Source organism: Streptomyces sp. NBC_00390 (assembly GCF_036057275.1).
Taxonomy (GTDB): Bacteria; Actinomycetota; Actinomycetes; order Streptomycetales; family Streptomycetaceae; genus Streptomyces.
Genome location: NZ_CP107945.1, coordinates 995,720 through 1,018,377 on the forward strand (window position 1 = coordinate 995,720; position 22,658 = coordinate 1,018,377).

Annotated in this window: 15 protein-coding genes; 6 read left to right on the top strand and 9 right to left on the bottom strand. The window is 71.0% G+C overall.

Annotated features, from left to right (window positions below):
* Position 1 precedes the first annotated feature (1 nt).
* The 6 genes from OHS70_RS04250 (at position 2) to OHS70_RS04275 (ending at position 11,998) form a co-directional block, all read left to right on the top strand.
* The gene (locus tag OHS70_RS04250; RefSeq protein WP_328393783.1) at positions 2-4,696 is read left to right on the top strand and encodes a putative T7SS-secreted protein; all 4,695 of its coding nucleotides are present in this window, start codon (positions 2-4) and stop codon (positions 4,694-4,696) included.
* A gap of 5 nt (positions 4,697-4,701) precedes the next feature.
* The gene (locus tag OHS70_RS04255; protein WP_328393785.1) at positions 4,702-5,097 is read left to right on the top strand and encodes an Imm7 family immunity protein; all 396 of its coding nucleotides are present in this window, start codon (positions 4,702-4,704) and stop codon (positions 5,095-5,097) included.
* Between the two features lie 326 nt (positions 5,098-5,423).
* Positions 5,424-6,251, top strand: coding sequence for an FAD binding domain-containing protein (locus OHS70_RS04260; RefSeq protein ID WP_328393787.1), 828 nt, complete (start codon positions 5,424-5,426; stop codon positions 6,249-6,251).
* Positions 6,248-8,965 (top strand): molybdopterin-dependent oxidoreductase, encoded by a 2,718-nt coding sequence (locus OHS70_RS04265; RefSeq protein ID WP_328393789.1) that lies wholly within the window; start codon positions 6,248-6,250, stop codon positions 8,963-8,965. Before OHS70_RS04260 ends, OHS70_RS04265 begins: the two co-directional genes overlap by 4 nt.
* Before the next feature lie 5 nt (positions 8,966-8,970).
* Positions 8,971-9,942, top strand: a complete 972-nt coding sequence (locus tag OHS70_RS04270; protein WP_328393791.1) for an antibiotic biosynthesis monooxygenase — start codon at positions 8,971-8,973, stop codon at positions 9,940-9,942.
* 361 nt (positions 9,943-10,303) lie between these two features.
* Positions 10,304-11,998: a lysyl oxidase family protein gene (locus tag OHS70_RS04275; protein WP_328393793.1), complete on the top strand. Its 1,695-nt coding sequence runs from the start codon at positions 10,304-10,306 to the stop codon at positions 11,996-11,998.
* A gap of 132 nt (positions 11,999-12,130) precedes the next feature.
* Here OHS70_RS04275 and OHS70_RS04280 read toward each other — a convergent pair whose 3' ends face one another.
* Genes OHS70_RS04280 through OHS70_RS04320 form a run of 9 tightly spaced genes read right to left on the bottom strand, consistent with a single transcriptional unit; the run spans position 12,131 to position 22,657 of the window.
* Positions 12,131-12,502: a DUF4260 family protein gene (locus tag OHS70_RS04280; RefSeq protein ID WP_328393795.1), complete on the bottom strand. Its 372-nt coding sequence runs from the start codon at positions 12,500-12,502 to the stop codon at positions 12,131-12,133.
* The gene (locus OHS70_RS04285; protein ID WP_328393797.1) at positions 12,499-13,632 is read right to left on the bottom strand and encodes an alpha/beta hydrolase; all 1,134 of its coding nucleotides are present in this window, start codon (positions 13,630-13,632) and stop codon (positions 12,499-12,501) included. Before OHS70_RS04285 ends, OHS70_RS04280 begins: the two co-directional genes overlap by 4 nt.
* Positions 13,629-14,879, bottom strand: coding sequence for an FAD-dependent monooxygenase (locus OHS70_RS04290; RefSeq protein ID WP_328393799.1), 1,251 nt, complete (start codon positions 14,877-14,879; stop codon positions 13,629-13,631). The genes OHS70_RS04285 and OHS70_RS04290 overlap by 4 nt, the downstream gene beginning before the upstream one ends.
* Positions 14,876-15,736: a 4'-phosphopantetheinyl transferase family protein gene (locus OHS70_RS04295; RefSeq protein ID WP_443062726.1), complete on the bottom strand. Its 861-nt coding sequence runs from the start codon at positions 15,734-15,736 to the stop codon at positions 14,876-14,878. Before OHS70_RS04295 ends, OHS70_RS04290 begins: the two co-directional genes overlap by 4 nt.
* Positions 15,639-16,517: a 2-oxo acid dehydrogenase subunit E2 gene (locus OHS70_RS04300; RefSeq protein WP_328393803.1), complete on the bottom strand. Its 879-nt coding sequence runs from the start codon at positions 16,515-16,517 to the stop codon at positions 15,639-15,641. The genes OHS70_RS04295 and OHS70_RS04300 overlap by 98 nt, the downstream gene beginning before the upstream one ends.
* Positions 16,514-16,741 (bottom strand): acyl carrier protein, encoded by a 228-nt coding sequence (locus OHS70_RS04305; protein ID WP_328393805.1) that lies wholly within the window; start codon positions 16,739-16,741, stop codon positions 16,514-16,516. Before OHS70_RS04305 ends, OHS70_RS04300 begins: the two co-directional genes overlap by 4 nt.
* The gene (locus OHS70_RS04310) at positions 16,720-18,663 is read right to left on the bottom strand and encodes an HAD-IIIC family phosphatase (protein ID WP_328393807.1); all 1,944 of its coding nucleotides are present in this window, start codon (positions 18,661-18,663) and stop codon (positions 16,720-16,722) included. Before OHS70_RS04310 ends, OHS70_RS04305 begins: the two co-directional genes overlap by 22 nt.
* Positions 18,660-19,709, bottom strand: a complete 1,050-nt coding sequence (locus OHS70_RS04315) for a 3-oxoacyl-ACP synthase (RefSeq protein ID WP_328393809.1) — start codon at positions 19,707-19,709, stop codon at positions 18,660-18,662. The genes OHS70_RS04310 and OHS70_RS04315 overlap by 4 nt, the downstream gene beginning before the upstream one ends.
* Entirely contained in the window at positions 19,706-22,657 is a 2,952-nt protein-coding gene (locus tag OHS70_RS04320; protein WP_328393811.1) for a type I polyketide synthase, read from the bottom strand. Before OHS70_RS04320 ends, OHS70_RS04315 begins: the two co-directional genes overlap by 4 nt.
* Position 22,658 lies beyond the last annotated feature (1 nt).

Genomic DNA, 22,658 nt, shown 5'->3' on the forward strand with positions numbered 1-22,658 from the left:
CATGGGAATCGGCGATTTCATCAGCGACGTCACTCCGGATGTGGTCGAGGACGCGGTCGAGGACGGCGTCGAGTGGGCCGGAAACCGCGTCGAGGACGCCGGGAACTGGACCGCCGACCGTTTGGAGGACGTCGGCTGGGACTCCGGTGCCGACTGGGTGCGCGAGCAGTCCCGTTCGCTGGCCAACCGGATGGGCGCCGAGGTCGACGAGATGGACCTCGGGCAGACCGAGGACAAGACCAAGCTGATCTACGGCAGCCCGTCGAAGATCCGTTCGACCGCCTCCCATCTCAAGGACTTCCAGAAGGCGTTCAACAATGTCGGTCTGGGCCTCGAGGGCCTGGACTCGGACACGCTCAAGGGGAAGGCGGCGGACGCGTTCCGGGCGACGGTGAAGATCGAGCCGCCGAAGTGGTTCAAGGGTGCGGACGCGTGCGAGAAGGCGGCGGGGGCGCTGGCGGCGTTCGCCGGAACCGTGGAGTGGGCGCAGAACCAGGCGCAGAGCGCGATCGAGAAGTGGAAGGCCGGCACCAAGGCGTCCGAGGAGGCATGGGACGCGCACAAGTCGAAGGTCGACAGCTACAACAAGGCTGCGGATCGGTACAACGCGCAGGCGCCCGACCAGCGTGACCCGTCCACCCTGCCGCCGAAGCCGGGCGAATTCTCCGATCCGGGCAAGGGCCGTATGGAGGAGGCCCAGCAGATCCTCGCCGAGGCCCGCAAGCAGCGCAACACGGCGGCCGAGACGGCGCGCAGCGCGGTACAGGCCGCCCGGGACGCGGCCCCGCCCAAACCGTCGTACGCGGAACAGGCCATGGACGGCCTGAACGAACTTCAGGTCATGAAAAACCACTTCGGCGGGGGCATCGTCAAGGGCACCGCCGGGCTGCTGACCTTCGTGCGCAGCGTCAACCCGCTCGACCTGTACAACATCACCCACCCTGCCGAGTACGGTCTGGCCCTGAACAACATGGCCGCCGGGCTGGTCCAGGTCGCCAACGACCCGTGGGGCGCGGGCAAGCAGATGCTCGACAACTTCATGAAGGATCCCGCCGAGGGCTTCGGCCGGCTCGTCCCCGACGCGCTGCTCACCGCCGCCACCGCAGGCGCGGGGGCCGGGGTCAAGGCGGCCCGCCTTGCCGACGAACTCTCCGACGCGGCAAACGCGGCCCGGCGGGCGGACAACGCCGCGGATGCCAGCCGCAAGCTCCCCGACAAGTGCTGCGGGCGTGAGCCGGTGGACTTCGCGACAGGGCGCATGCTGCTGACGGAGACCGATGTGTTCCTGCCGGGCTCGCTCCCGCTGGAGTTCCGACGGGACCACGAGTCGTCGTACCGGGCGGGCCGCTGGTTCGGCCCCAGCTGGTCCTCCACCATCGACCAGCGGCTGACGGTCGATCCGCTCGGCGTGGTCTTCCACGGCGAGGACAATCTCCTGCTGGCCTTCCCCCACCCGGCGCCCGGCCTGCCGGTACTCGCGGAGGCGGGCCCACCCTGGCCGCTGGAGAGGAACGCGGACGGCAGTTACACGCTCACCGACCCGGACACGGGGCACACCCGGCACTTCCTGGCCCCGTCCGGCGCCGAGCCGGGCGGCAACGGCATCGCGCCGCTGGCAGAGCTCGCGGACCGGGGCGGCCGCACGATCAGCGTCGACTACTGCGAAGGGGGAGAGCCGCTCGCACTCACCCACTCCGGCGGATACCGGCTGGTGTTCACCACCGAGGACGGCCGGATCACCTCGCTGCGGCTGATCGACGCCGATCAGGGCGCGACCGAGGACACCGGCGGCACCGAGCTGGTCCGCTACGGATACCAGGACGGCCATCTCACCCACGTCACCCGGTCCTCCGGCCGGCCGCTGCGCTTCGAGTACGACTCAGAGGGCCGGATCACGGCCTGGACCGACACCAACGACTCCCGCTTCACCTTCGTCTACGACGACCAGGACCGCTGCGTGACCCAGACGGGTACGGAGGGCCATCTGCGGTCCGACTTCCGCTACTCGGACCAGGACCCCGAAACGGGACTGCACACCACCTCCGTCACCGACTCTCTCGGACAGGTCTGGCGCTACACGGTCAACGGCCGCCTCCAAGTGATCGCGGAGACCGACCCCACCGGCGCGACCGTCCGCACCACCCACGACCGCTGCAACCGCATCCTGACGCGCACCGACCCGCTGGGTACTGTCACGGTGTTCGACTACGACGACGACGGCCGGCTCACCGCCGTCACCCGCGCCGACGGCAGCGGGATGCATGCTACATACAACGACCTGGGACTGCTCGTCGGACTGACACGCGAGGGCGGGGCGCGCTGGCAGCAGGAGTTCGACGAGCGCGGGAACCGCCTCTCCGTCACCGATCCGGCCGGTCGCACCACCCGCTGCACCCATGACTCCCGGGGCCACCTCGCCTCGGTCACCGACGCCCTGGGCGCGGTCACGCGACTGCGCCACAACGCGGCCGGTCTGCTCGTCGAGCGTGAGGACCCCGCCGGCGGGATCACCCGGTACCGCAGGGACGCCTTCGGCCGTATCACCGAACTCGTCCTGCCGGACGGCGCCGCGACCGGCTTCGAGTGGACCGTCGAGGGCAGGCTCGCGTGCCGTACCGGACCCGGCGGCGCGAGCGAGACCTGGACGTACGACGGCGAGGGCAACTGCTCCGCTCACACCGACCCCATGGGCCGGGTCACCCGTTTCGAGTACACGCATTTCGATCTGCTCGCGGCCCGCACCGACCCGGACGGCGCCCGCTACGAGTTCGTCCACGACACCGAGCTGCGGCTGAAGCGGGTGACCGACCCGCAGGGGTTGACCTGGTCGTACGCGTACGACAGCGCCGGGAGGCTGATCGGCGAGACCGACTTCGACGAACGCACCACCGGCTACGAGGTCGACCCCATGGGCCGCGTGTCCGCCAGGATCACCCCGCTCGGCGAGACCATCCGGTACGAGCGGGATGTGCTCGGGCGGGTGATCAGCAAGGACGCCGCCGGTCACCTCACGACGTACGCCTACGATCCGGCCGGACGTCTGCTCCAGGCCGCGGGTCCGGACAGCGAACTGATCTACCAGTACGACCGTGAGGGCCGGGTCAAGACCGAACTCGTCGACGGGCGGGCCATCACCTACGCGTACGACGGGGCCGGCCGCCGCGCCCGGCGTATGACGCCGGGCGGGCAGGTGACCTCGTACGCGTACGACGCAGCGGGCCGCCCCGCCCGGCTGGCGGCCGGGGGCCGCGAAGTGGACTTCACCCGCGACGAGTCGGGCCGTGAACTGGTCCGCCGCTTCGGTGGGACGCTCGCCCTCACATCGGTACGGGACGGGTCGGGACGCGTCACCGAGCAGGAGATCACGTCCGGCGGGCGCAGCCTCGGCCGCCGGAGCTACACCTATCGCGAGGACGGCCACCTCATCGGCGTCGACGACGCGCTCAGCGGGCGGCGCCGCTTCGATCTCGACGCCGTCGGCCGGGTCACCGCCGTCACGGCCGCCGGCTGGACCGAGTCGTACGCCTACGACCGCGGCGGCAACCTGACGACGGCGGCCTGGCCGGACCGCCACGCGGGAACGGAAGCCCGGGGCGATCGCGCGTACACCGGCACCCGCGTCGTGCGGGCCGGTGCCAACCGCTACGAGCACGACGCCGCCGGGCGTCTGATCCGGCGCACCAAGGCCCGGCTGTCCAAGAAGCCCGACACCTGGCGCTACTCCTACGACGCGGAGGACCGGCTCACCGGGGTCATCACGCCCGACGGCACCCTCTGGCGCTACCGCTACGACCCGCTGGGTCGCCGTACCCGCAAGGAGCGTATCGCTCCCGACGGCGAAAGCGTCCTGGAGCGTACCGACTTCACCTGGGACGGGACGATCCTGGCGGAGCAGACCACTGCACCGGCCGGGGCCCCGCACCTGGTCACACTGACCTGGGACCACCAGGGCCTCACCCCCATCGCCCAGACGGAACGGCTCACGGACTCCGCCACGCAGCGCGAGATCGACACGCGATTCTTCGCCATCGCCACCGATCTCATCGGCACTCCCACCGAACTCGTCGACGACCGGGGCGACATAGCGTGGCGCAGCCGCACCACGCTGTGGGGCACCACCACGTGGAACGCCGACGCCTCCGCGTACACACCACTGCGCTTCCCGGGCCAGTACTACGATCCCGAGACGGGTCTCCACTACAACCACCATCGCTACTACGACCCGCTGACCGCCCGCTACACCACACCCGACCCCCTGGGCCTGGCCCCGGCCCCCAACCCGGCCGCCTATGTCCACAACCCCCACACCTGGAGCGACCCTCTCGGCCTCGCGCCGTACGAGAACAACGGCGGACTCGGCCAACTGGTCAAGGTGAACAAGCCCGACCCCGCCGCCGACGCCCTGGCCGAACGCCTCGGCGGCGAGTCCCGGGTCAAGTTCGAGAACGACCCGAAGGGGCGGGAGATCGACGCGATCAGCGACGAGTACGTCGCACAGTCGAAGCCGGAGGGGATGCAGATGGGAAGCGCCCTTCGGAACCAGGCCAAGGCGACATTCGAGTACGCGCTACAATCCGGTCGCACCCCGTACTTCCATTTCGACGGCGAACCCGGTCCCGGCGTCATCGACAAACTGAAGGAATACGGCCGGCGTTACGGGATCGAGCCCGTGATCGACACGACCCCGCTGGAATGAGGGCGATGTACGAGTTCCATGGCTGGTTCGGAATCGCCGAATCACCTGAAGAGGCGGACGCCGGGAGCCTGGACGCGGGCATCGACGAGCTGCGGGCGCGCATCGCGGAGATCGACTGGGCGACCGGTGAGGTCGTACTGAACGTCCACAACGGCGAGTTCTTCGTCCTGGCCAACGGCCTGATGAACCGCCGCCGCGACGAGGCCGACGACCTGGACGCCCTCCTGCACCACATCGCCACCCGTTTCCCGGGCTCCTGGGGCCTGCTCTACGAACGTTCCCCCGACATGGACACTCCCCCGGGGCAGGGCGCGTTCCGCGTCCGCGTGATGGCCCGGGGCGAGATCCAGGTGCGCCTGGACCCGTTCCTCTCCCCCGTCCGGCCGGTCATCGAGGACTGATCCGGCGCTGACCTGCGGCTGCCGTCGCCCGATCCCCGAGCCGCCCACGACGCACGGCCGGGTGCGTCGGCCAAGCCCTGTGGCGAGGCCGGCCCGCACTGCATATGCTTGACGGGAGTCCCTGCGCCCGCCGGTCCTCGGCGAGCGGTCTGTCGCTCGAGGTCGTGCCGCTCCCCTCCGCGCATCGTGACCCGTCGGCATCAGGCGAGTGCATCGAGCCGAGTATTCGCAGTCGAAATGATGGACGCGAGCGGCGCCACGCGCTGGCTGATCGCGTTCGGTAGGCGGTCGTCGCACGATTGTCGTCGTGAGGGAGATCATTTCCCATGGACCTCAACACCATCACCGAAGTCGTTCGACGACCGTCCGACCGGCCCGGTGCGGACTGGCGCGAAGGCGACGCCTGGCTCGCAGGCGGTACGTGGCTGTTTTCCGCGGAGCAGCCGAGCCTTCGGCGCCTGATCGACCTGACGGCGCTGGGCTGGGATCCCCTCGTCCCGAGCGACACGGGCCTCGAAATCGGCGCAACGTGCACCATCCGCGAACTGTACGCCTTTACGCCGCCTGGCGATTGGAGCGCGGGCGCTCTCTTCGCGGAAAGCTGCGAGGCGTTCCTCTCCTCGTTCAAGGTCTGGAACGCGGCGACCGTCGGCGGCAACATCTGCATGTCGTTGCCTGCCGGCCCGATGATCACGCTGACGGTCGCACTCGAGGCAGAATACGAACTGTGGGCTCAGGACGGGTCCGCGCGCATCGTCGATGCCCTCGACTTCGTGACCGGCGACAACCGGAACATCCTTGCTCCCGGGGAAGTCCTGCGACGCATCGACATTCCGGCGCGCGCCCTGAGGAAACGCGCCGCGCACCGCCGCTTCACACTGACCCGCCTCGGCCGTTCGACGGTATTCCTCATCGGTACCCGAACGCCAGGAGAGAACGACCTGCTGCTCACCGTCACAGCCGGCACGACACGGCCTGTGCGCATTGCTTTCGCCACCATGCCCGATGCCCGGACCCTGCAGCAGAGCATCGAGGCCGTCCCCGCCGACGTCTGGTTCGCCGATCCCAACGGGACCCCCGGCCACCGTCGCGATCTGACAAAGCACTTCGCCGAAGAGATTCGTCGCGAACTCACGGCAGGGGGCGTGGCATGACGTACATCGTGAACGGCAAGAGCGTCGACGAAGAACCGGACCCCGGCCAGTGCCTGCGCACCTTCCTCCGCTCACTCGGCCACTACGGCGTCAAAAAGGGGTGCGACGCAGGCGACTGCGGCGCATGCACGGTGTGGCTGGACGGCAACCCGGTACACAGCTGCATCACCCCAGCTTTCCGTGCGGACGGCTCCGAGGTGACCACGATCGAGGGCATGGGATCCCCCGGCAACCTGCATCCGATGCAGCGACAGTTCCGCGACGCCCCGGGGTTCCAGTGCGGTTTCTGCACCGCTGGGATGATCATGACGTCGGCAACGTTCACCGAGGCCCAGAAAGAGGATCTGCCACGGGCGCTGAAGGGCAACCTCTGCCGCTGCACCGGCTATCGGGGGATCGAGGATGCCGTGAAGGGCGTCACAGGCGTGGAGAGCGCCGCGCCAGGAAAGGCTGTCGGGGCGAGCGTGGTCGCGCCGGCAGCCGAGGACGTGGTCACCGGTCGCGCCGAGTTCACGATGGACACCCATGTCGACGGCATGCTGCACCTCAAGGTTCTGCACTCGCCACACGCGCACGCCCGGATCGTGTCGATCGACAAGACCGCCGCACTCGCAGTTCCCGGCGTGCACCGGGTCTACAGCTGGGAAGATGTGCCGCGCAGGCGCTTCACCACGGCGATCCACTCCGACCACCTGGTGGACCCGGACGACACCTTGATCCTCGACAACACGGTCCGCTTCGTCGGCCAACGCGTCGTTGCGGTCCTGGCCGACACGGTCGGGGCGGCAGAAGAGGGCTGTCGCAGGGTCGCCGTCGAGTACGAGGTCATGCCGGCGGTGTTCGACCCCGAGGAGGCCATGGCCGAAGGGGCGCCGCAACTGCACCGCGCGCACGATCCGTTCGCCCACGATCTCTTCCGCAACATCCTGCTCGAGATCCATTCGCACGTCGGCGATGTCGAAGCGGGGTTCGCCGAAGCCGATGTGATCCACGAAGGCACGTACTCCTCACCGCGAGTGCAGCACGCGCATCTGGAGACCCACGGCTCGATCGCCTGGATGGAGAACGGCCGTCTGAACGTCCGTACCAGCTCACAGTCGCCGTCGATCGCGAAGGTCAAGCTCGCGCATCTGTTCGCGCTGCGCCCGGACCAGCTCCGCGTGTTCTGCAAACGCGTCGGCGGCGGCTTCGGCGGCAAACAGGAAGTGATCTCGGAGGATCTGGTCGCGCTCGCCACGCTGGACACCGGGCGACCCGTCTGCTTCGAGTACACCCGCGAGGAGGAGTTCACCACGGCTTCGCCACGGCACCCGATGACGCTGACGGTCAAGCTCGGCGCGAAGGCGGACGGAACGCTCACGGCGTTCCAGGTCCGCAATGTGTCGAACACGGGCGCCTACGGCAACCACGGCGGCGAAACACTGTATGCGGGCGGCGCTGCCGTCATGATCTACCGCTGCCCCAACAAGAAGTACGACGCGTTCTCCGTCTACACGAACACCGTACCGAGTGGGGCACTGCGCGGATACGGGATGACGCAACCGGCGTTCGCCGTGGAATCGGCGATGAACGAACTGGCCCTCGCCCTGCACATCGATCCGCTCGAACTGCGACGACGCAATATCGTGCGACCGGGCGATCCGCTCGTCGCCCTGCACGAGGGCCCCGACGACGTGACGTTCACCGAGGACGGGCTCGCGAAGTGCATCGATCTGGTGGACGACGCCTTGTCGCGTACAGCCCATGAGCCGTCCCCCGGCCCCGGTTGGCTCGTCGGGACCGGCGCCGCGAGTTCGCTGCACGAGACCGCGCCCCCGACCGAACACATCTCCGAGGCCTGGGTCACGCTGGGCGACGACCTCATGTACGAGGTGGCCGTCGGAACGGTCGAATTCGGCGAGGGTACGTCGACCGCGCATGTCCAGATCGCGGCCAACCAGCTGGGCACGACGCCGTCGCGGATTCGCCTGGTGCAGTCAGACACCGACCGCACGGGATTCGACACCGGCGCTTTTGCGAGTGCAGGCCTCTTCGTGTCGGGCAATGCGGTACTTCGCGCGGCCGATGCTGTGCGCGACCGCATCCTGGAGTTTGCCGCCGCGCACACAGGTGTCCATCTCGTGATGTGCTCGATGGACGACGAGGGCGTCGTCTGCGGCGACCAGCGCGTGCCGTTGACCGAACTCGTCGCACTGGCCCGAGCACGCGGCATTCGGTTCACCGCCGCACGCAAGGCCTACGGCTCACCCCGAAGCGTCGTCTCCAATACGCAGGGATTCCGGATCGCCGTCCATCGGGTCACGGGTGAGATCCGGATCCTTTACAGCGTTCAGGCGACCGACGCTGCCGTGGTCATCAACCCCGCGCAGGTCCGTGGGCAGGTGGAAGGCGGTGTGGCCCAGGGAATCGGCTTCACGCTGACCGAGAATCACCACGTCGACGCGAACGGTGTCATGGTCAACCCCAACTTCCGCAACTACCGCATCCCCACCTACGCCGATGTCCCCCGAACCGACGTGCTCCTGGTGTCCTCGGCGGATTCCGTTGGACCCATGCGGTCGAAGGGGATGGCCGAGTGCTGTATCAACCCCGTGGCCCCCGCGTTGGCGAATGCGCTCCACGACGCCACGGGCGTCCGCTACCGGGCGCTGCCCCTGACTCCGGAACGCATCTACAGCCGGCTCAACGAGAACCAGTTGGCACCGAGGGCCTGAGCAAGATGACCACCGAAAAGCTCGAAGACGCCGGCGCGACGGTCATCATCGGACTGAAGGTTCTGCCCGGACTGGAGCAGGAGTACGAAACGTGGCAGAAGAAGGTCAATGCCGCTTCCGCCCGCTACGCCGGGCACCTCGGCGCCGAGATCTCCCCGCCGACACCCGTGCAGCCCGACTGGGTCGTCGTGTACCGATTCGACTCGGTAGCCCATCTGCAAGCCTGGATGAACAGCGCAACCAGGCAGAGTCTTCTCGACATCGGCAGCAAGTACTTTGACGGCCCTGCGACCCAGCAGGTCGTCAGCGGCGGCACACAGCCGACGGATCCGCTGGTGACCGTCGTGGTCACCCACCGCGTACACCCGGACCACGTCGACGACTTTCTCGACTGGCAGCACCACATGAGCCAGGAGGAGAGCAAATTCGAAGGCTTTCGCGGAACCGAGATGTTCCGCCCGCTCGAGGGACTTCAGGACGAATGGACCACGCTGTACCGGTTCGACAACGCCGAACACCTCGATGCCTGGCTGACGTCGGCCGAGCGGCAGAAACTTCTCGCTGAAGGCGCGAAGTTCAACGACTTCAAACTGCGCACCGTCGACAACTCGTTCGGCAGCTGGTTCGCCTTCGAGGACAACGGCAAGCAAGCGCCGCCGCCCTCGGAGACCAAGACGGCCATCGCGGTCTGGGTCGGCCTGTACCCCACCGTTGTGCTGCTGACGCTCGCCCTGTCGCCCCTGCACATGCCGCTCTGGCTCGGGCTGCTTGTGGGCAACCTGCTCTCGAGTTTCATCATGAGCTTCTTCACGATGCCCTATTACGTGAACCCGCTGCTCAAGCGGTGGCTGCGGCCGAAACCGGACGAACCGGCGGCCAGGACCCACCTCGGCGGCCTCGGCATCGTCGCCGCGGTGACCGTGTTCTGGGCCTTTGTCTTCTACGCCGTCACCACCCAGATCTGGACGCTGCCCTGACGTCGCGGCCCGCCCAGTTGGTCGTCGTGCCACGCATCCTGCCCTTCCCCTCTGACAGCGCTCCGGTACGGGACCGCTCGGTGGAGATCAGGCGGGAACACACGGCCACGCCCTACCACACCCGAAGGCCCCGCAGGGCGGAAACAGCATGACGACGGCCTGATCCGGCACCCTTCCACCGGCTTTCGGTCATTGATCCGTGAGCTGCGAGCGCACAGACAACCCAGGCTGCCGCCGCCACCTCTCACACGATGGAAGACGGTTTCGCGCTCAGTGCCCGCCACGAACCCGGGCCGGCATGAGCGGCGTTCCGTACGCCGCTGTTCCACCACCGTCCCATCAGGCACTCGCAGAACGAGGAATGATGACCACATCCCACCGGGCCAGACTGTGGCGTCCGGCGCTCGCTGTCGCCGCCGCGATCGCCGTGACCGCCGGCGTCGTGGCTGCCGCTCCCGACGCCAAGAAGCAGCAGTCCACGCCGAAGCTCAGCCTGATCGCCGCCTCGACGTCGGTGACCCTGACCTCGTGGAAGGAAGACCCGGGCGTCTACCTGGACCTCGGTACGTACCTGACCGCCGAGAACGCACCCTTCGAGTTCAAGGTGACCCGCAAGTCCTACAAGGACCCGGTCGTCGCCCAGCAGGTCATCCGCGAGGGCAAGACGGTCCGGACCAAGACGCTGCCCAAGGGCCTGGTGAAGGACTTCTCGGGGCTGCCGGACTTCGTCGAGGTCACCATCACCGACGCGGCCGGCAAGAAGGTGCTGAGCAAGTCGGAGGCCTTCTGTCCGAACAACGCCTCCGGCCGGATCCGCCCCGACGCGCCGGCGCAGTCGAAGTACCCGCAGAGCTGTCCCGTGAACCCGTTCACCCTCGGTTCGGTGTGGGGTGTCGAGAACGGCTGGGCCTCCAACACCTACGCGGGCTACTACTCCGCCCCGGTCAAGCTGAAGGCCGGTAAGTACACCGCCAAGGTGTCCGTGGCCAAGCGCTACCGGGACCTGTTCGGCATCGCGGACAAGCCCCAGACGGTCAAGGTGACCGTGCGCGAGCAGAGCATGGAGGGCCCGGGCGGATCGGGTGGTGCCGCGAAGCACGGTGCCCACGCGGCCGGGCACTCAGGTCACGGCGCGATGCGCATGCCCGCGCCCGCCGCCGCGACCAGCGGGGCGGGACCGTCGTACAACGTCGGCCACGGGCCCTACACCCCGGCGCCGCCCGCCCTGCCGTGGGCACTGAAGAAGGCCGGGCTCCGGGCCGCAGACCTGGGCGACAGGTCGGGACAGACCGACGGCTCCCGCAAGGCTCCCGCGGAGAAGGCCAACGCCAAGCGGCCGACCGGCAGGGCGACCGTGCCGGACGTGCCCAAGCCCGACCTCCGGTCGCTGCCCGCCTACGGCATCACCATCAGTGACGGCGGCAACGACGTTCCGGGCAAGGACTACCTGGCCTTCAGCGCCAACGTGTGGAACGCCGGCCCCGCGAAGCTGGTGGTGGACGGCTTCCGCTCGCCCGGCAAGAAGCTGATGGACGCCTACCAGTACTTCTACGACGCCAAGGGCAAGCAGGTCGGCTACACGCCGACCGGCACCATGGAGTGGGACCCGCGTCCGGGGCACGAGCACTGGCACTTCACCGACTTCGCCAGCTACCGGCTGCTCAAGGCCGACAAGAAGGAAGCGGTGCGCAGCGGCAAGGAGGCCTTCTGCCTGGCCAACACCGACGCCGTCGACTACACCGTGAAGAACGCCAACTGGAGCCCCGACAACACGGACCTGTCCACCGCCTGCGGCCAGGAGAACTCGATCTCCGTCCGGGAGGTGCTCGACGTCGGCTCCGGCGACACCTACAGCCAGGACCTGCCCGGCCAGTCCTTCGACATCACCAGCCTGCCGAACGGCACCTACTACATCCAGGTGCTGGCCAACCCCGAGAAGCGGCTCAAGGAGACCAACCTCAACAACAACAGCGCGCTGCGCAAGGTCGTCCTGGGCGGCCGGCCGGGCGCTCGCACGGTGACCGTGCCTGCGCACGACCTGGTCAACGCCAACTGACCGGCGCACAGCCCTGCCCTCCGCTGTCACGCGGACGCGGCTGAGGCTTTCGGCCACTGGCTCAGGCGTCGCCCCCGGATCATGGTCCCGGGGGCGACGCCGCGTCGTGGCGCATGGCGACGCCACGACCCCTCAGTACCGCAGGCCGTCCGGCCGGCGCGGGCCGTAGCCGAAGGCGCGGTCGACGGCGATATGGGCGAGCCAGCCCAGACCGGCGACCGCTGTCGTGCGGCTGCGGGTGACCGCCGCGAGAGACAGCAGCGTGACCGGTACCGCCGGTGAGTGCAGCGTGTTGTACGGGCGCACCGCGTAGCGCGGGAGGCGTTCGAAGCCCGGGGCGGCGGCGATTGCGTAGAGCAGCGCGACGTCCGGCAGCACCGCGGCCGTCCACAGGACCTTGTTGCCCCGGCCGCCGAGCCGCGCCCCCGCCACCAGCGCCGCGACGCCGACGACTCCGCTCAACGCCCGCCCGGTGGGGGCGTGATACGTCCAGCCCCGGGTCATACCGCCAGCCGTCCTGCCCGCCCGACGGCCGCGCGCAGCCGTCCGGCGCCGTCCGCGGCTGCCAGGGCGGCGCGGCGCACCGGGTGGGCGCCCGACGCGCGCAGCGCCGCACGGAGCAACATCACACGTACGCGGGCGAGTTCGGCCGGAGCGCCGTGCTCGTCGTCGAGGAACAGGACCTGGTGGGGGGCACGCGGATCGCTCAGGAGCGCGCCCGTCTCCGTCAGCGGCACGATGTCGTCCCGGAGCGCTGCGGCGTAGGTCACCGGGACACGCAGCCGGGCGAGTTCGTCCCCGGTCAGCGCCCAGGAGCGTACCGCGTCGAACACTTCGGCCGGTGGGCAGCCGATGAGATGGGCGAGCGTGTGCGCGGTGACGGCGGGGACGCCCGGGTGCCAGTCGCGGTCGAGGAAGAAGTGGTGCACAGGCGCTCCCACCGTCGCGATCCCGCGGATACGGTCGTCGCCCAGCGCGGCGCGCAGGGCCAGATGCCCGCCGAAGCTCAGGGCGACAGCGCTGGTGCGCCGTACGTCCGCACGGTCGGCCAGCGCGTCCAGAACGGCGCTGATCATGCGGTGGCTGTCGGCGCCGTAGCGCAGCGTGTTCTCGCCGACGCCGGGCAGCTCGGTGACCGCGAATGCCACGCCGAGGGCGTCGGCGCGGGCCAGGATCGGCGCCCACTGCTCCTTGACGCTGACGATGCCGCCCATGACGAGTACCAGCGGACGCGGCCCGCCACGCAGGTCCAGACCGGCCGTCCAGCAGGCGAATTCCCCTTCGGCAAGCCGCAGTTCAAGGCGCCCGATGCCCCGCTGGGTGCGCCGCCAGCGGTCGAAGGCGGCGACGGAGCGCTCCTGGGCCAGGTGCCGGACCGCGTCGCCGGGGCCCGCGTAGGGAAAGCGGGCGAGAGCATAGTGGCGGCCCGCCTCCAGGTACCGGCCGCGGCCCGCGAGCGCGTCCCCCGCGCGGCTCCACACGACGGGCCATGAGCCGGGCCCTTCGCCGTCGGTTCTGGAGATCCCGGCGAGCAGCCGCCTGCAGTGCTCGGGCGCGAGCCCCTGGGCGCGGGCGTGCAGGCGCACATGGCGGCGCAGCTGTGCGAGCAGCGGTTCCCTGGTGTCGCCGGTCATGTCCGCTGCTCCGTCCGCACGTGCCTGGCCGCGGATCCGGGCCGCTGTCCGGGGAAGTAGGCGGGGGCGAGTACCCGGCGCTGCAGCGCGGGGCTGGCGTTCACCGCGCGGTAAACGGCCCGGCGCAGTGCTGCCGCGGGCGGGGCGGACAGGCTGAACATCCGTTCCTGGCGCAGCTGCAGCGCCCGGGAGCGCCGCACCGCGCCCTCCCTCTCCTGCTGGAAGGAGAGGACGGCGGCGGCCAGCGCGCCGGGGAGCGCACTGCGCGGCCCGGCGAGAGCGCCGGCCAGCAGCGGGGCGAGTGCGACGGCATCGGCGAGCGCGTGATTGACGCCCTGTCCGAGGATGGGCGAGAGCGTGTGCGCGGCGTCGCCGATCAGCACGACACCGGGCGCGGACCAGCGCCGTACCTCGGTGGTGAAGATGTCGAGCAGTGCCGTGTCTGACCAGCTGAGCAGCGAGGCGACAGCCTCGGCCTCGAGCTCGGGAGCGAGCTCGGCGATCCGGGCGTGCAGCCGGTCCAGCCCGCCCGAACGCAGCTCGCGCAGCCCGCCCTTGGGAATGTTGAGCCCGATGCGCACCGTGCCGTCGGTGCTCGGCAGGAAGAGCCCGTGGCGGCCGGAGCTGATCCGCACCCGGTACGCGCGCCGGTCCCAGGCAGGCGGGAACGGCAGCTTCATCCACACCACGTCGCGGTCCAGTTCGGCGCGGCGCGCGCCGCGCCCGATGCCGCTCAGCCGGCGTACGGAGCTGTAGCGTCCGTCGGCGCCGACGGTGACCTCGGCCCGTATCTCGACCGTTCCGTCACGGGTTTTGGCGCGCACCCCGCGCACCATGGAGCCGTCCAGCAGCAGTTCGACGGCGGTGGCGGGTTCGAGCACGGTGCAGCCGCCCTGTTCGGCCGCCGCCTCGGCCAGTGCGGACAGCAGTACCGGTTGGGCGAGTTCGACGGGATGACGGTAGGCGTACGGGAAGGTGTCGAAGCGCACGTCGAGCACGTGCGCGCCGCCGTCCGTGATCTCCAGCCGGTGCACGTCGTGTGCGTGCTCGCGCACCCGCTCCAGGACACCGAGACCCGCCAGCAGCCGTACGCCGTCGGGCGAGACGGACTCGCCGCGGAAGGCACGCGCCGTGCCCGTGCGCTGCTCCAGCAGCACCACCCGGCGGCCGAGCCGGACCAGGGCGAGGGCCAGCGCCCGGCCGCCCGGCCCGCCGCCCACGACGCACACATCGGTGCTGATCGTCATGGCGTGTCCTCCCCCGTCGGACGGTCCCCCAGCGCCTCCATCAGCCCGGCGTCGAGCATGGTGGAGGCCGCGGTGTCGCTGGTGTCCCCGAATCCGGCGTCGAACAGGGCCACGCTCACCGTGTACTTACGGTCCACCAGGCAGGTGTGGAAGGTCCATTCGTCGCCCGTGCCGCGTGAACCGTCGGGCCGGAGCACCTGCACCCTGCGCTCCTGGGGCCCGAAGCCGAACTCGGTGAACCGGAAGCGCATGCCCTGGCCGATCGCCTTGCTGTAGGCCTCCTTCAGCGTCCACAGCCGCACCAGCGCCCCGTTGCGGCGCTCGTCGGCGATCTGCGCGAGCGCCTGGCGCTCGTGCGGCGTACAGACCTGGTTCTCCGTGCCGAGCCCGAGCATCGGCCGGTCCCGCAGCTCGGCGTCGACGCCGATCCAGCCGCGTCTGGTCAGTCCGACCAGCAGCAGGGTCTCGGTATGGCTGAGGCTGATGTCGATCTGGTCGAGCCCCCGCAGATAGGGCCGTCCGCCCGGTTTGTAGGCGAGCTCGACGGTGTGCGGCGCCGCCTCGATCACCGCGCAGGCGACATGCTTGAGCAGCAGCCGTGAGGCCACGAAGCGGGACCGTATCTGATGGTGCGTCATGGCGGCGAAGCGCGGGTAGTCGCGGCCCAGCAGCGGGCGCAGTCCGGGCGCGTCCAGGTCGCCCGGCAGCCAGTCGTCGAGCTGGGCGTGGACGACCACGCTGCCGTACGCGTGCACCGCGTCACGGACCTGTTCCCAGGGGCCCTCGGGGCCGGTCACCCGTACGGGCCGGGCGAATCCCTGCTCCGTCGCGGGGTTCGCCACGGGTCCCGGAAACATCACCATGCCAGTCCTCCAGCCGCTTCACCACTCCGTCGAGTACGTCCGCCGCGGCAGCTCCGTCGAGCACTCTGTGATCGAAGGTCAGCCCGAGGCGCATGACCGGCGCTGCCGCGAGGTGCCCGTCGCGCACCACGGCTCGGTCCGTCACCCGCCCCACGCAGAAGGTGACCGCCGTGCCGCCGTAGGAGTGGAATACGTCGACGGCGCGGTGCCCGAGCGAGCTCACCGCGAAGGTGCCGAGCCGCCGCTCCCGTGCCGCCGGGGCCCTGACCCCGAGCCGGAAGGCCAACTGGCCGATGGGAGGCGGTAGTTGGTTGAGCAGTCGTACGGCTGCCGCGCCGGGCGGCTCAAGCGGGCCGCTGCGGCGGCAGCGGTCGACCGCATCCTGGATCTCGGTCAGGGTCGCCGTGTCCGTGCGCGGCAGTACGGCGGTGAGCACCACCCGCTCACCGGCCGGCCCTCGGCGGTCGAGTGCGAGTTTGGCCGCCACCCCAACCGCCGCACCGCCCGTCGCACCGGGCAGTGCCACGGTGCGCGGCCACAGGCCACCACGGGCGAGCCTGCGGGCCTCGGGGTGAGTGGCGAGCACCCGTCCCGCCGCGTACAGCAGGAAGCTGACGACCGACACCCGCCGGCCCGCCGCACGCTCGGCGGCCCGGTGCTCCTCGACCCGGGTCATGTCGACGTCGGCGCCCAGGTGCACGGGGGCGGCGGACCGGGCCCAGGCCAGGAAGTAGCGCGTGTGCCGCCGGGCCCGGTCGCCCCCGAAGCCGCTCATGGACCCACCGCTGCGGTCCAGATGTCGCCGAGGGTGCGTGCTTCGAGCATGTCGGCCACGGAGACGGGTCTGCCCAGCTCGCGCTCCAGCAGCGTCACCAGGCGCAGCAGGTACACCGAGTCCCAGCAGGCCAGTTCGGCCAGGTCGCGTTCCGCGTCCGCGGGCTCCAGGTCGGTGCCCAGATACTCGTTGGCGAGCGTGATCAGATCGACGACGGTGTGCATTCCTCCACCTCCTGCGGCTCGAGGACGGGTTCGGTCGGCGACAGCCTCAGCCGCAGCCGCACATGGGCCGGTACGGGCCGCAGGTCCGCGAGCGTGTGGCGGTAGCGGACGCCGTCGCCCTGCTTGCCCGGCACGGCGACGGCTCGGAAGCCGTGCGCCGGGCAGAAGCCCCGCACGGCCGCGTTGGCGGCGGCCGGCCGCCACTGTGCGTGCACGGCGGGCAGCCCGGCGTCCACCGCCGCGTGCAGCAGCCCGTCCAGCACCGCGTCCTCGATCCCGCGGCCGAGGACCCGGCAGCTGATGACCATGTTGGCGAGGTGCAGTCCTGCCGCGTCACGGTGTCCGAACAGCGCGCCGACGATGCCGTCGTCGCCGTACCGGTCGGCGGCGCGCACTGCCAGCACCAAGGTGTCCGGGTCGGCGGCCATACGCTCGATCTGCGCGGCGCCCAGCCGCTCCCCGGTGAGGTTGAAGCGGTTGGTGCGCAGACTCAGTTGGGCGATCCTGGCGATGTGGTGGCTCTCGGCGGGGGCGACGGCGACCTCGATGCCGAGGTCACGCAGGAAGCTGTCGTAGTCCTTGGCGCCCGCCTGCCGGCGTTCGCGCCGCTGCCGTTCCCGGTAGCGCTCGGCGCGGCCGCGGTCCTCCTCGGTGACGGAGGGGACGTCGAACCAGCCGTCGGCCAGCAGATGTTCACTGTGCAGCGCGGGCTCCGCGTCCAGCTCCACGACGGCGGCACCAGGTGCGGTGGCCCGTACCGACTCCCGCTCGAAGAGGCTGTCGTCGGCGAAGACGACGGCGGAGGGTGCGATGCCGAGCCCGGCGGCGATCTGTGCGACGCCTTCGGCCTTGGAGCCCCAGTCGGCGACGATGCTCACGAAGTCGTCGGCGCTCAGCGGCCAGTCGGGGTGGGCGGCCAGCGCGCGGGCGACGGGCTCCGGATCGTTCTTGCTGCAGACGGCGAGCAGCACGCCCTGGGACGCCAGCTGTTCGACGGTACGCCGGAAGGCGCCGAACGCGCCCGCGCGCAGCGAGGTGGCGCCGCGGACCCTCGCCGGCCCGTCCTCGGCCAGGATGCCGTCCCACAGGGTGCCGTCCAGGTCCAGGACCAGGCACTTCTTGGTGTCGCCGCGCAGGGCGCGGGCGAGATGGGCGGCCTCCCGGGCGTAGGAGGCGAGCAGCGCGGCGGAGCAATGGGCGTCCGCGTATGCCCCGAGGCGCGGATCGTCGGCACGTACCCCGGCGGCTGTGAGCGGCTCCAGGTCGAGTACGGCGATGCCTGCGGCCGGGTCGGCCATCCGCAGCAGATCGGCGTTGAACTCCCGCCAGAGCGCGCCCAGTTCGGCGCGTTGCAGCAGTCCGGTCTGCTGATGGGTGAAGCGGCGCAGCAGCGGCAGGGTGTTGAGGACGAGGGTGGCTCCGGCCGGGGCGTGAGCGGCATGGGCACCGGCGAGTTCGGCGAGCAGCAGCCGCTGCCGTTCGGCCTCCAGGGCCACGTCGTACGGCTGCCAGGGCGACGGCACCCGGTCCCACACGGTCAGCGGGTCCAGGACGCACAGAGTCAGCTCGGGCCGGTGTGCGTACAGCTCGGACGCAGGGTCGGCGAGGTCCTGGACATAGCTGCCGCTGCCGCCGGTGTGCCCGATCAGCAGCAGTCCGTGCCGGGCGAGCTGGACGGTGAGGGCGGGCAGCAGCCCTGCGGTGGTGGAGCGTCCGGTGACCGCGATGCGCACGGCGGAGGTGTCCGGGTGCGCGGCGAGCACGTCGGCGGGGTCGAGCCGGGCGAGCAGCCGCCCCGCGCTGTCGAGACCGTCGTCGTCGAGCCGGGCGAGCAGTGCCGGCAGCCGGGGGTACGCGCCGGCGAGTGAGCCGGTGTCGTACAGGGCCCGCACGTCCTGCTGTGCCTCAGGTCGCCCGCTCATGGTGTCGCCTCCACTGCGAAGCCGGCCTTGATCCATTTGCTGGACTCGATCGCGATGCCGACGGCCCGTCCCCCTGCGCGCAGCCGCGGTAGCAGCCGTTCGAGCTGGAGAAAGGCGAGCGCGTTCCCGTTGTTCCCGGTTTCCGCGACACAGGAGACCTCCTCCCACTCGAGGCCCTGCCGCAGCCCCCTCGTGATCCGCTCGGTCATCCGGCCGCCGAGCTGGGGCGGCAGGACGTGGGCGAGGGTGGTGGCCGGCCAGCCGACCCTGTCGCACAGCGTCCGGAGCATCTCCTCGGCGAGCACGGGCACCTGTGTCTCCACGGCCTTGTAGTCCTCGGTGACCGCGGGCCGGTCGCTGTGCCGGTCGGCCTGGCCGAACCATTCGACGCGCTGGCCGGGCGCGCGGCCGAGTCCGCCGATGCGGTGCTCGGCGCGCACCAGGCGGGCCCGGTGGGTGCCGGCCGTCCGGCTGAGCGCGAGGGCGCCGGCGCCGTCGCCGAACAGGACGTAGTTGACGAGCTGGGCGGGGGGCAGCGCCCGGAAGTCCTGCTTCAGGTCGAGATGCTTGCTGCACACGTCCCCGCCGACGACGAGGCCCACCGGCCTGCTGCCGCGTTCGGCCGCGGCGAGCAGCGACGAGGCGAAGGCCATCGCCTGGACGGCCCCGGAGCAGCCCGACTGCAACTGGTAGACGGGCACCTGGTCGATGCCGAGCCGGTCGGCGACCATGGCGGCCGTGGTGGGCATGAGGGCATCGGGGGTGGCGGTGGCGAGGACGACGAACGCCACGTCGTCGGCATCGGCCCCGGCGTCGGCGAGCGCCCGGTCGGCGGCCTCGGCACACAGGTCCTCCAGCGACCAGCGGGGCCGGCCGTCGGCCAGGTCGAGACTGAAGTGCCGGGTGCGGGTGCCGATGAACGTGTCGATCCACTCCGGTGCGACACCCAGCCGCTCGCCGAGGGTGGTGTTGTCGACGGGGTCGCCGGGCAGGGCGCTGCCCACGCCGGCGATGGCGGCCCCGCCTCGGCCCGCGCGGTCGCTCACCGCGCCACCGCCGCGTTCAGCTGCTCGCCGAGATAGCCGATCAGCGACTCGACGCTGACGAGGCTCGCGAGCATCTCCGGCATGGACAGCTCGCCGACCTCCGGGAACCGCACCTCGAGCCGGTACTTGAGCTCCATCAGCATCACCGAATCGAAGCCCAGGTCGTCGTAGAACCGCAGGGCGTCGTCGTACTCCTCCAGCCGGCCGCCCTTGACGATCGCCACGGCTTCCCGCACGCCCTGGCGCACCCGGTCCGGCGTCGGGGCCCCGGCCCGCTCGGCGGCGGGCCGCGCCGCGGCGGCGGCCTGCGCGGGCAGGGTCTGCCAGGACCGCCACTGGGTGGAGAAGACATGGGCGGGCATGCGGACCGCCCGCTTCTCGGCGTCCGGATAGAACGTGTCCCATGCGGGGTCGAGACCGTCCCCGTGGAGCCGGGCGAGCACGTCGCCGATCTCCCGGAGACCGGAGTCCTCGCCCCGGCAGACGGCGAGCGCGGGGATGTCGCGGGCCGGGGCGATCCGGCGGATCAGATTGCTCAGCACCGGCTTCGGGCCGATCTCGACGACGTGGGTGGGCGCGGACGCGGCGAGCGAGGTGATCGCGTCCTCAAAGCGCACCGTCGCCGAGATGTGCTCCGTCCAGTAGGCGGCGTCCAGTTCCTCCCCGTCCGCGAGCGGCCTGCCGCGTACGGTCGAGTGGAACGGCAGCCGGGGGCGGCCCGCGGGTATGCGGGCCGCGACCCGCTCGAAGCGGTCCAGCATCGGGGCCATCAGCGGGGAGTGGAAGGCGTGCGAGACCCGCAGCGGGGTGCAGGCCAGGCCGCGCTCCTCCAGCCGCGCCCGGATGCGGGCGAGCGCTTCGAGATCGCCGGACAGCACGGTGGCTCCCGGTCCGTTGAGCGCGCCGATGCCCACGGACGGCTCACCCTCGACGAGGCCGGCGGCCTCGGCGGGCCTGGCTCGGGTCGCCAGCATGCCGCCGCCTTCCGGGAGTTGCTGCATGAACGCACCGCGTACGGCCACCAGCCGGGCGGCGTCCGCGAGGTCCAGCGCCTCGGCGAGGACGGCTGCGGCGAACTCGCCGATGCTGTGGCCGACGACCGCCGCCGGGCGCACCCCGAGCTCCATGAGCGTGCGGGCGAGGGCGTACTGGACGGCGAACAGCGCGGGCTGGGTGGTACCGGTGCGGTGGACCGCCGGGTCCCCGGCGAGTATCAGTTCGTGGACGGGCGCGACGGTGTACGGCTGGAGCGCCTTGGACGCCTCTTCCAGGAAGGTGCGGTAGACGGTGGACTGCTCGTACAGCCCCGCCGTCATCCGCGGGTACTGCGAGCCCTGTCCGGTGAACGCGAAGGCCAGGACGGGCGCTTCGGCCGCCTGCGGGTACTCGGTCTCCAGCTCGGCGCCGGCGAACAGCCGCGCGGCCAGCTCCTCGGGGCTGTCCGCGACGGTGGCGAAGCGGCAGGGCAGGGCTGCGCGGGAGCGGTTGCTGGTCCAGCACAGCCGGGCCAGCTCGGCGCCGTCGCGGCGGGCGACGTCATCGGCCTGGACGCGCAGGTTGCGGCGCAGCGCGGTGGGGGTGTCGGCGGACAGCGTGAACACGCCGACGCGGGGCGTCGAGGCGACAGCGGCGGGCGTGGAAGCGCCGGCGGGGGCGTTCTTGGGTGCGGTGGCAGGCACCGCACGGGCGTCCTGGGGCGCGGTGGCCAGCACCGCGTGGGCGTTGGTGCCGCCCATGCCGAAGCTGGAGACCCCGGCCCGGCAGCCTTCCGCCGGCAGCTCCAGCGGCTCGCGGATCAGCTCCATGGAGCGGCGGGCCAGGGCGAGCCGGGGGTTCTCGGCGCCGTGCGGTGCGCTGGGCGGTACGACTCCGTGCCGCAGCGCCAGGACCGTCTTGATCAGCCCGGCCATGCCGGCGGCGCCTTCGGTGTGCCCGATGGCGCCCTTGACCGCGCCGATCGCCAGCGGCCAGACACGCTCGCCGGCATCGTCGCGGAACACGTCGCCCAGAGACAGCACTTCGATCTGGTCGCCGAGCGGTGTGCCGGTGCCGTGGGCCTCGACGAACCGGATGTCGCGCGGGCTCACCCCGGCTCGGCGGCAGGCGGTGGCGATCACCTCGCGCTGGGAGGCGCGGTGCGGGGCCATGATGCCGTTGCTGCGGCCGTCCTGGTTGACGGCGCTGGCGAGGATCACGGCGTGCACGGGGTCGCCGTCGCGCACGGCGTCGTCGAGCAGGCGCAGAGCCACGACGCCCACGCCCTCGCCGCGGCCGATGCCGTCCGCCGCGGCGGAGAAGGGTTTGCAGCGGCCGTCGGGAGCGGCGAGTCCCGCCTGGGCGTAGATCTCGTCGAGTACGGACCCGGCCACGATGTTGACGCCGCCGGCGAGCGCGAGGTCGCATTCGCCCGCCCGCAGGGCACCGCAGGCCAGATGCAGGGCGACCAGGGACGAGGAGCAGGCGGTGTCCACGGTGATGCTGGGGCCGCGCAGATCGAGCTGGTACGCGATGCGGTTGGCGAGCATGGACCGGCCGCTGCCGGTGCCGGTGCGCGGCGTCACTTCGCCCATCGCGAGGCTCAGGCGCAGCCAGTCGTCGGACATGGAGCCGATGTAGGTGCCGACCGGGCTCCCGGCCATCCGTGCCGGGGAGGTCCCGGCGTCCTCGAGGGCCCGCCAGGAGCATTCCAGCAGCAGCCGCTGCTGGGGGTCCATGGCGCCCGCGTCGGCGGGAGGTACCTGGAAGAAGGAACGGTCGAAGGCGTCGGCGTCGGCGAGGAAGCCGCCGGGCACGGTGGAGGGGCCGCGGGAGTCGGGGCGTTCGCCGATGGCGTGCGCCCCGCTCATCAGCAGCTCCCAGTAGGCCCCGGGGTCGGGCGCGCCGGGGAATCTGCAGTCCATGCCCACCACCGCGACGGGGTGCAGGTCAGGGCCCGGAGTACGGCCCATG

Bases quoted from the DNA above. Each gene is read 5' to 3' on its own strand.
- OHS70_RS04285 (WP_328393797.1), bottom strand. From the start codon at position 13,632: ATGACCGGCGACACCAGGGAACCGCTGCTCGCACAGCTGCGCCGCCAT.
- OHS70_RS04300 (WP_328393803.1), bottom strand. From the start codon at position 16,517: ATGAGCGGCTTCGGGGGCGACCGGGCCCGGCGGCACACGCGCTACTTC.
- OHS70_RS04320 (WP_328393811.1), bottom strand. From the start codon at position 22,657: ATGGGCCGTACTCCGGGCCCTGACCTGCACCCCGTCGCGGTGGTGGGC.
- OHS70_RS04280 (WP_328393795.1), bottom strand. From the start codon at position 12,502: ATGACCCGGGGCTGGACGTATCACGCCCCCACCGGGCGGGCGTTGAGC.
- OHS70_RS04310 (WP_328393807.1), bottom strand. From the start codon at position 18,663: ATGAGCGGGCGACCTGAGGCACAGCAGGACGTGCGGGCCCTGTACGAC.
- OHS70_RS04250 (WP_328393783.1), top strand. From the start codon at position 2: ATGGGAATCGGCGATTTCATCAGCGACGTCACTCCGGATGTGGTCGAG.
- OHS70_RS04270 (WP_328393791.1), top strand. From the start codon at position 8,971: ATGACCACCGAAAAGCTCGAAGACGCCGGCGCGACGGTCATCATCGGA.
- OHS70_RS04265 (WP_328393789.1), top strand. From the start codon at position 6,248: ATGACGTACATCGTGAACGGCAAGAGCGTCGACGAAGAACCGGACCCC.
- OHS70_RS04305 (WP_328393805.1), bottom strand. From the start codon at position 16,741: ATGCACACCGTCGTCGATCTGATCACGCTCGCCAACGAGTATCTGGGC.
- OHS70_RS04255 (WP_328393785.1), top strand. From the start codon at position 4,702: ATGTACGAGTTCCATGGCTGGTTCGGAATCGCCGAATCACCTGAAGAG.
- OHS70_RS04275 (WP_328393793.1), top strand. From the start codon at position 10,304: ATGATGACCACATCCCACCGGGCCAGACTGTGGCGTCCGGCGCTCGCT.
- OHS70_RS04295 (WP_443062726.1), bottom strand. From the start codon at position 15,736: ATGTTTCCGGGACCCGTGGCGAACCCCGCGACGGAGCAGGGATTCGCC.
- OHS70_RS04290 (WP_328393799.1), bottom strand. From the start codon at position 14,879: ATGACGATCAGCACCGATGTGTGCGTCGTGGGCGGCGGGCCGGGCGGC.
- OHS70_RS04260 (WP_328393787.1), top strand. From the start codon at position 5,424: ATGGACCTCAACACCATCACCGAAGTCGTTCGACGACCGTCCGACCGG.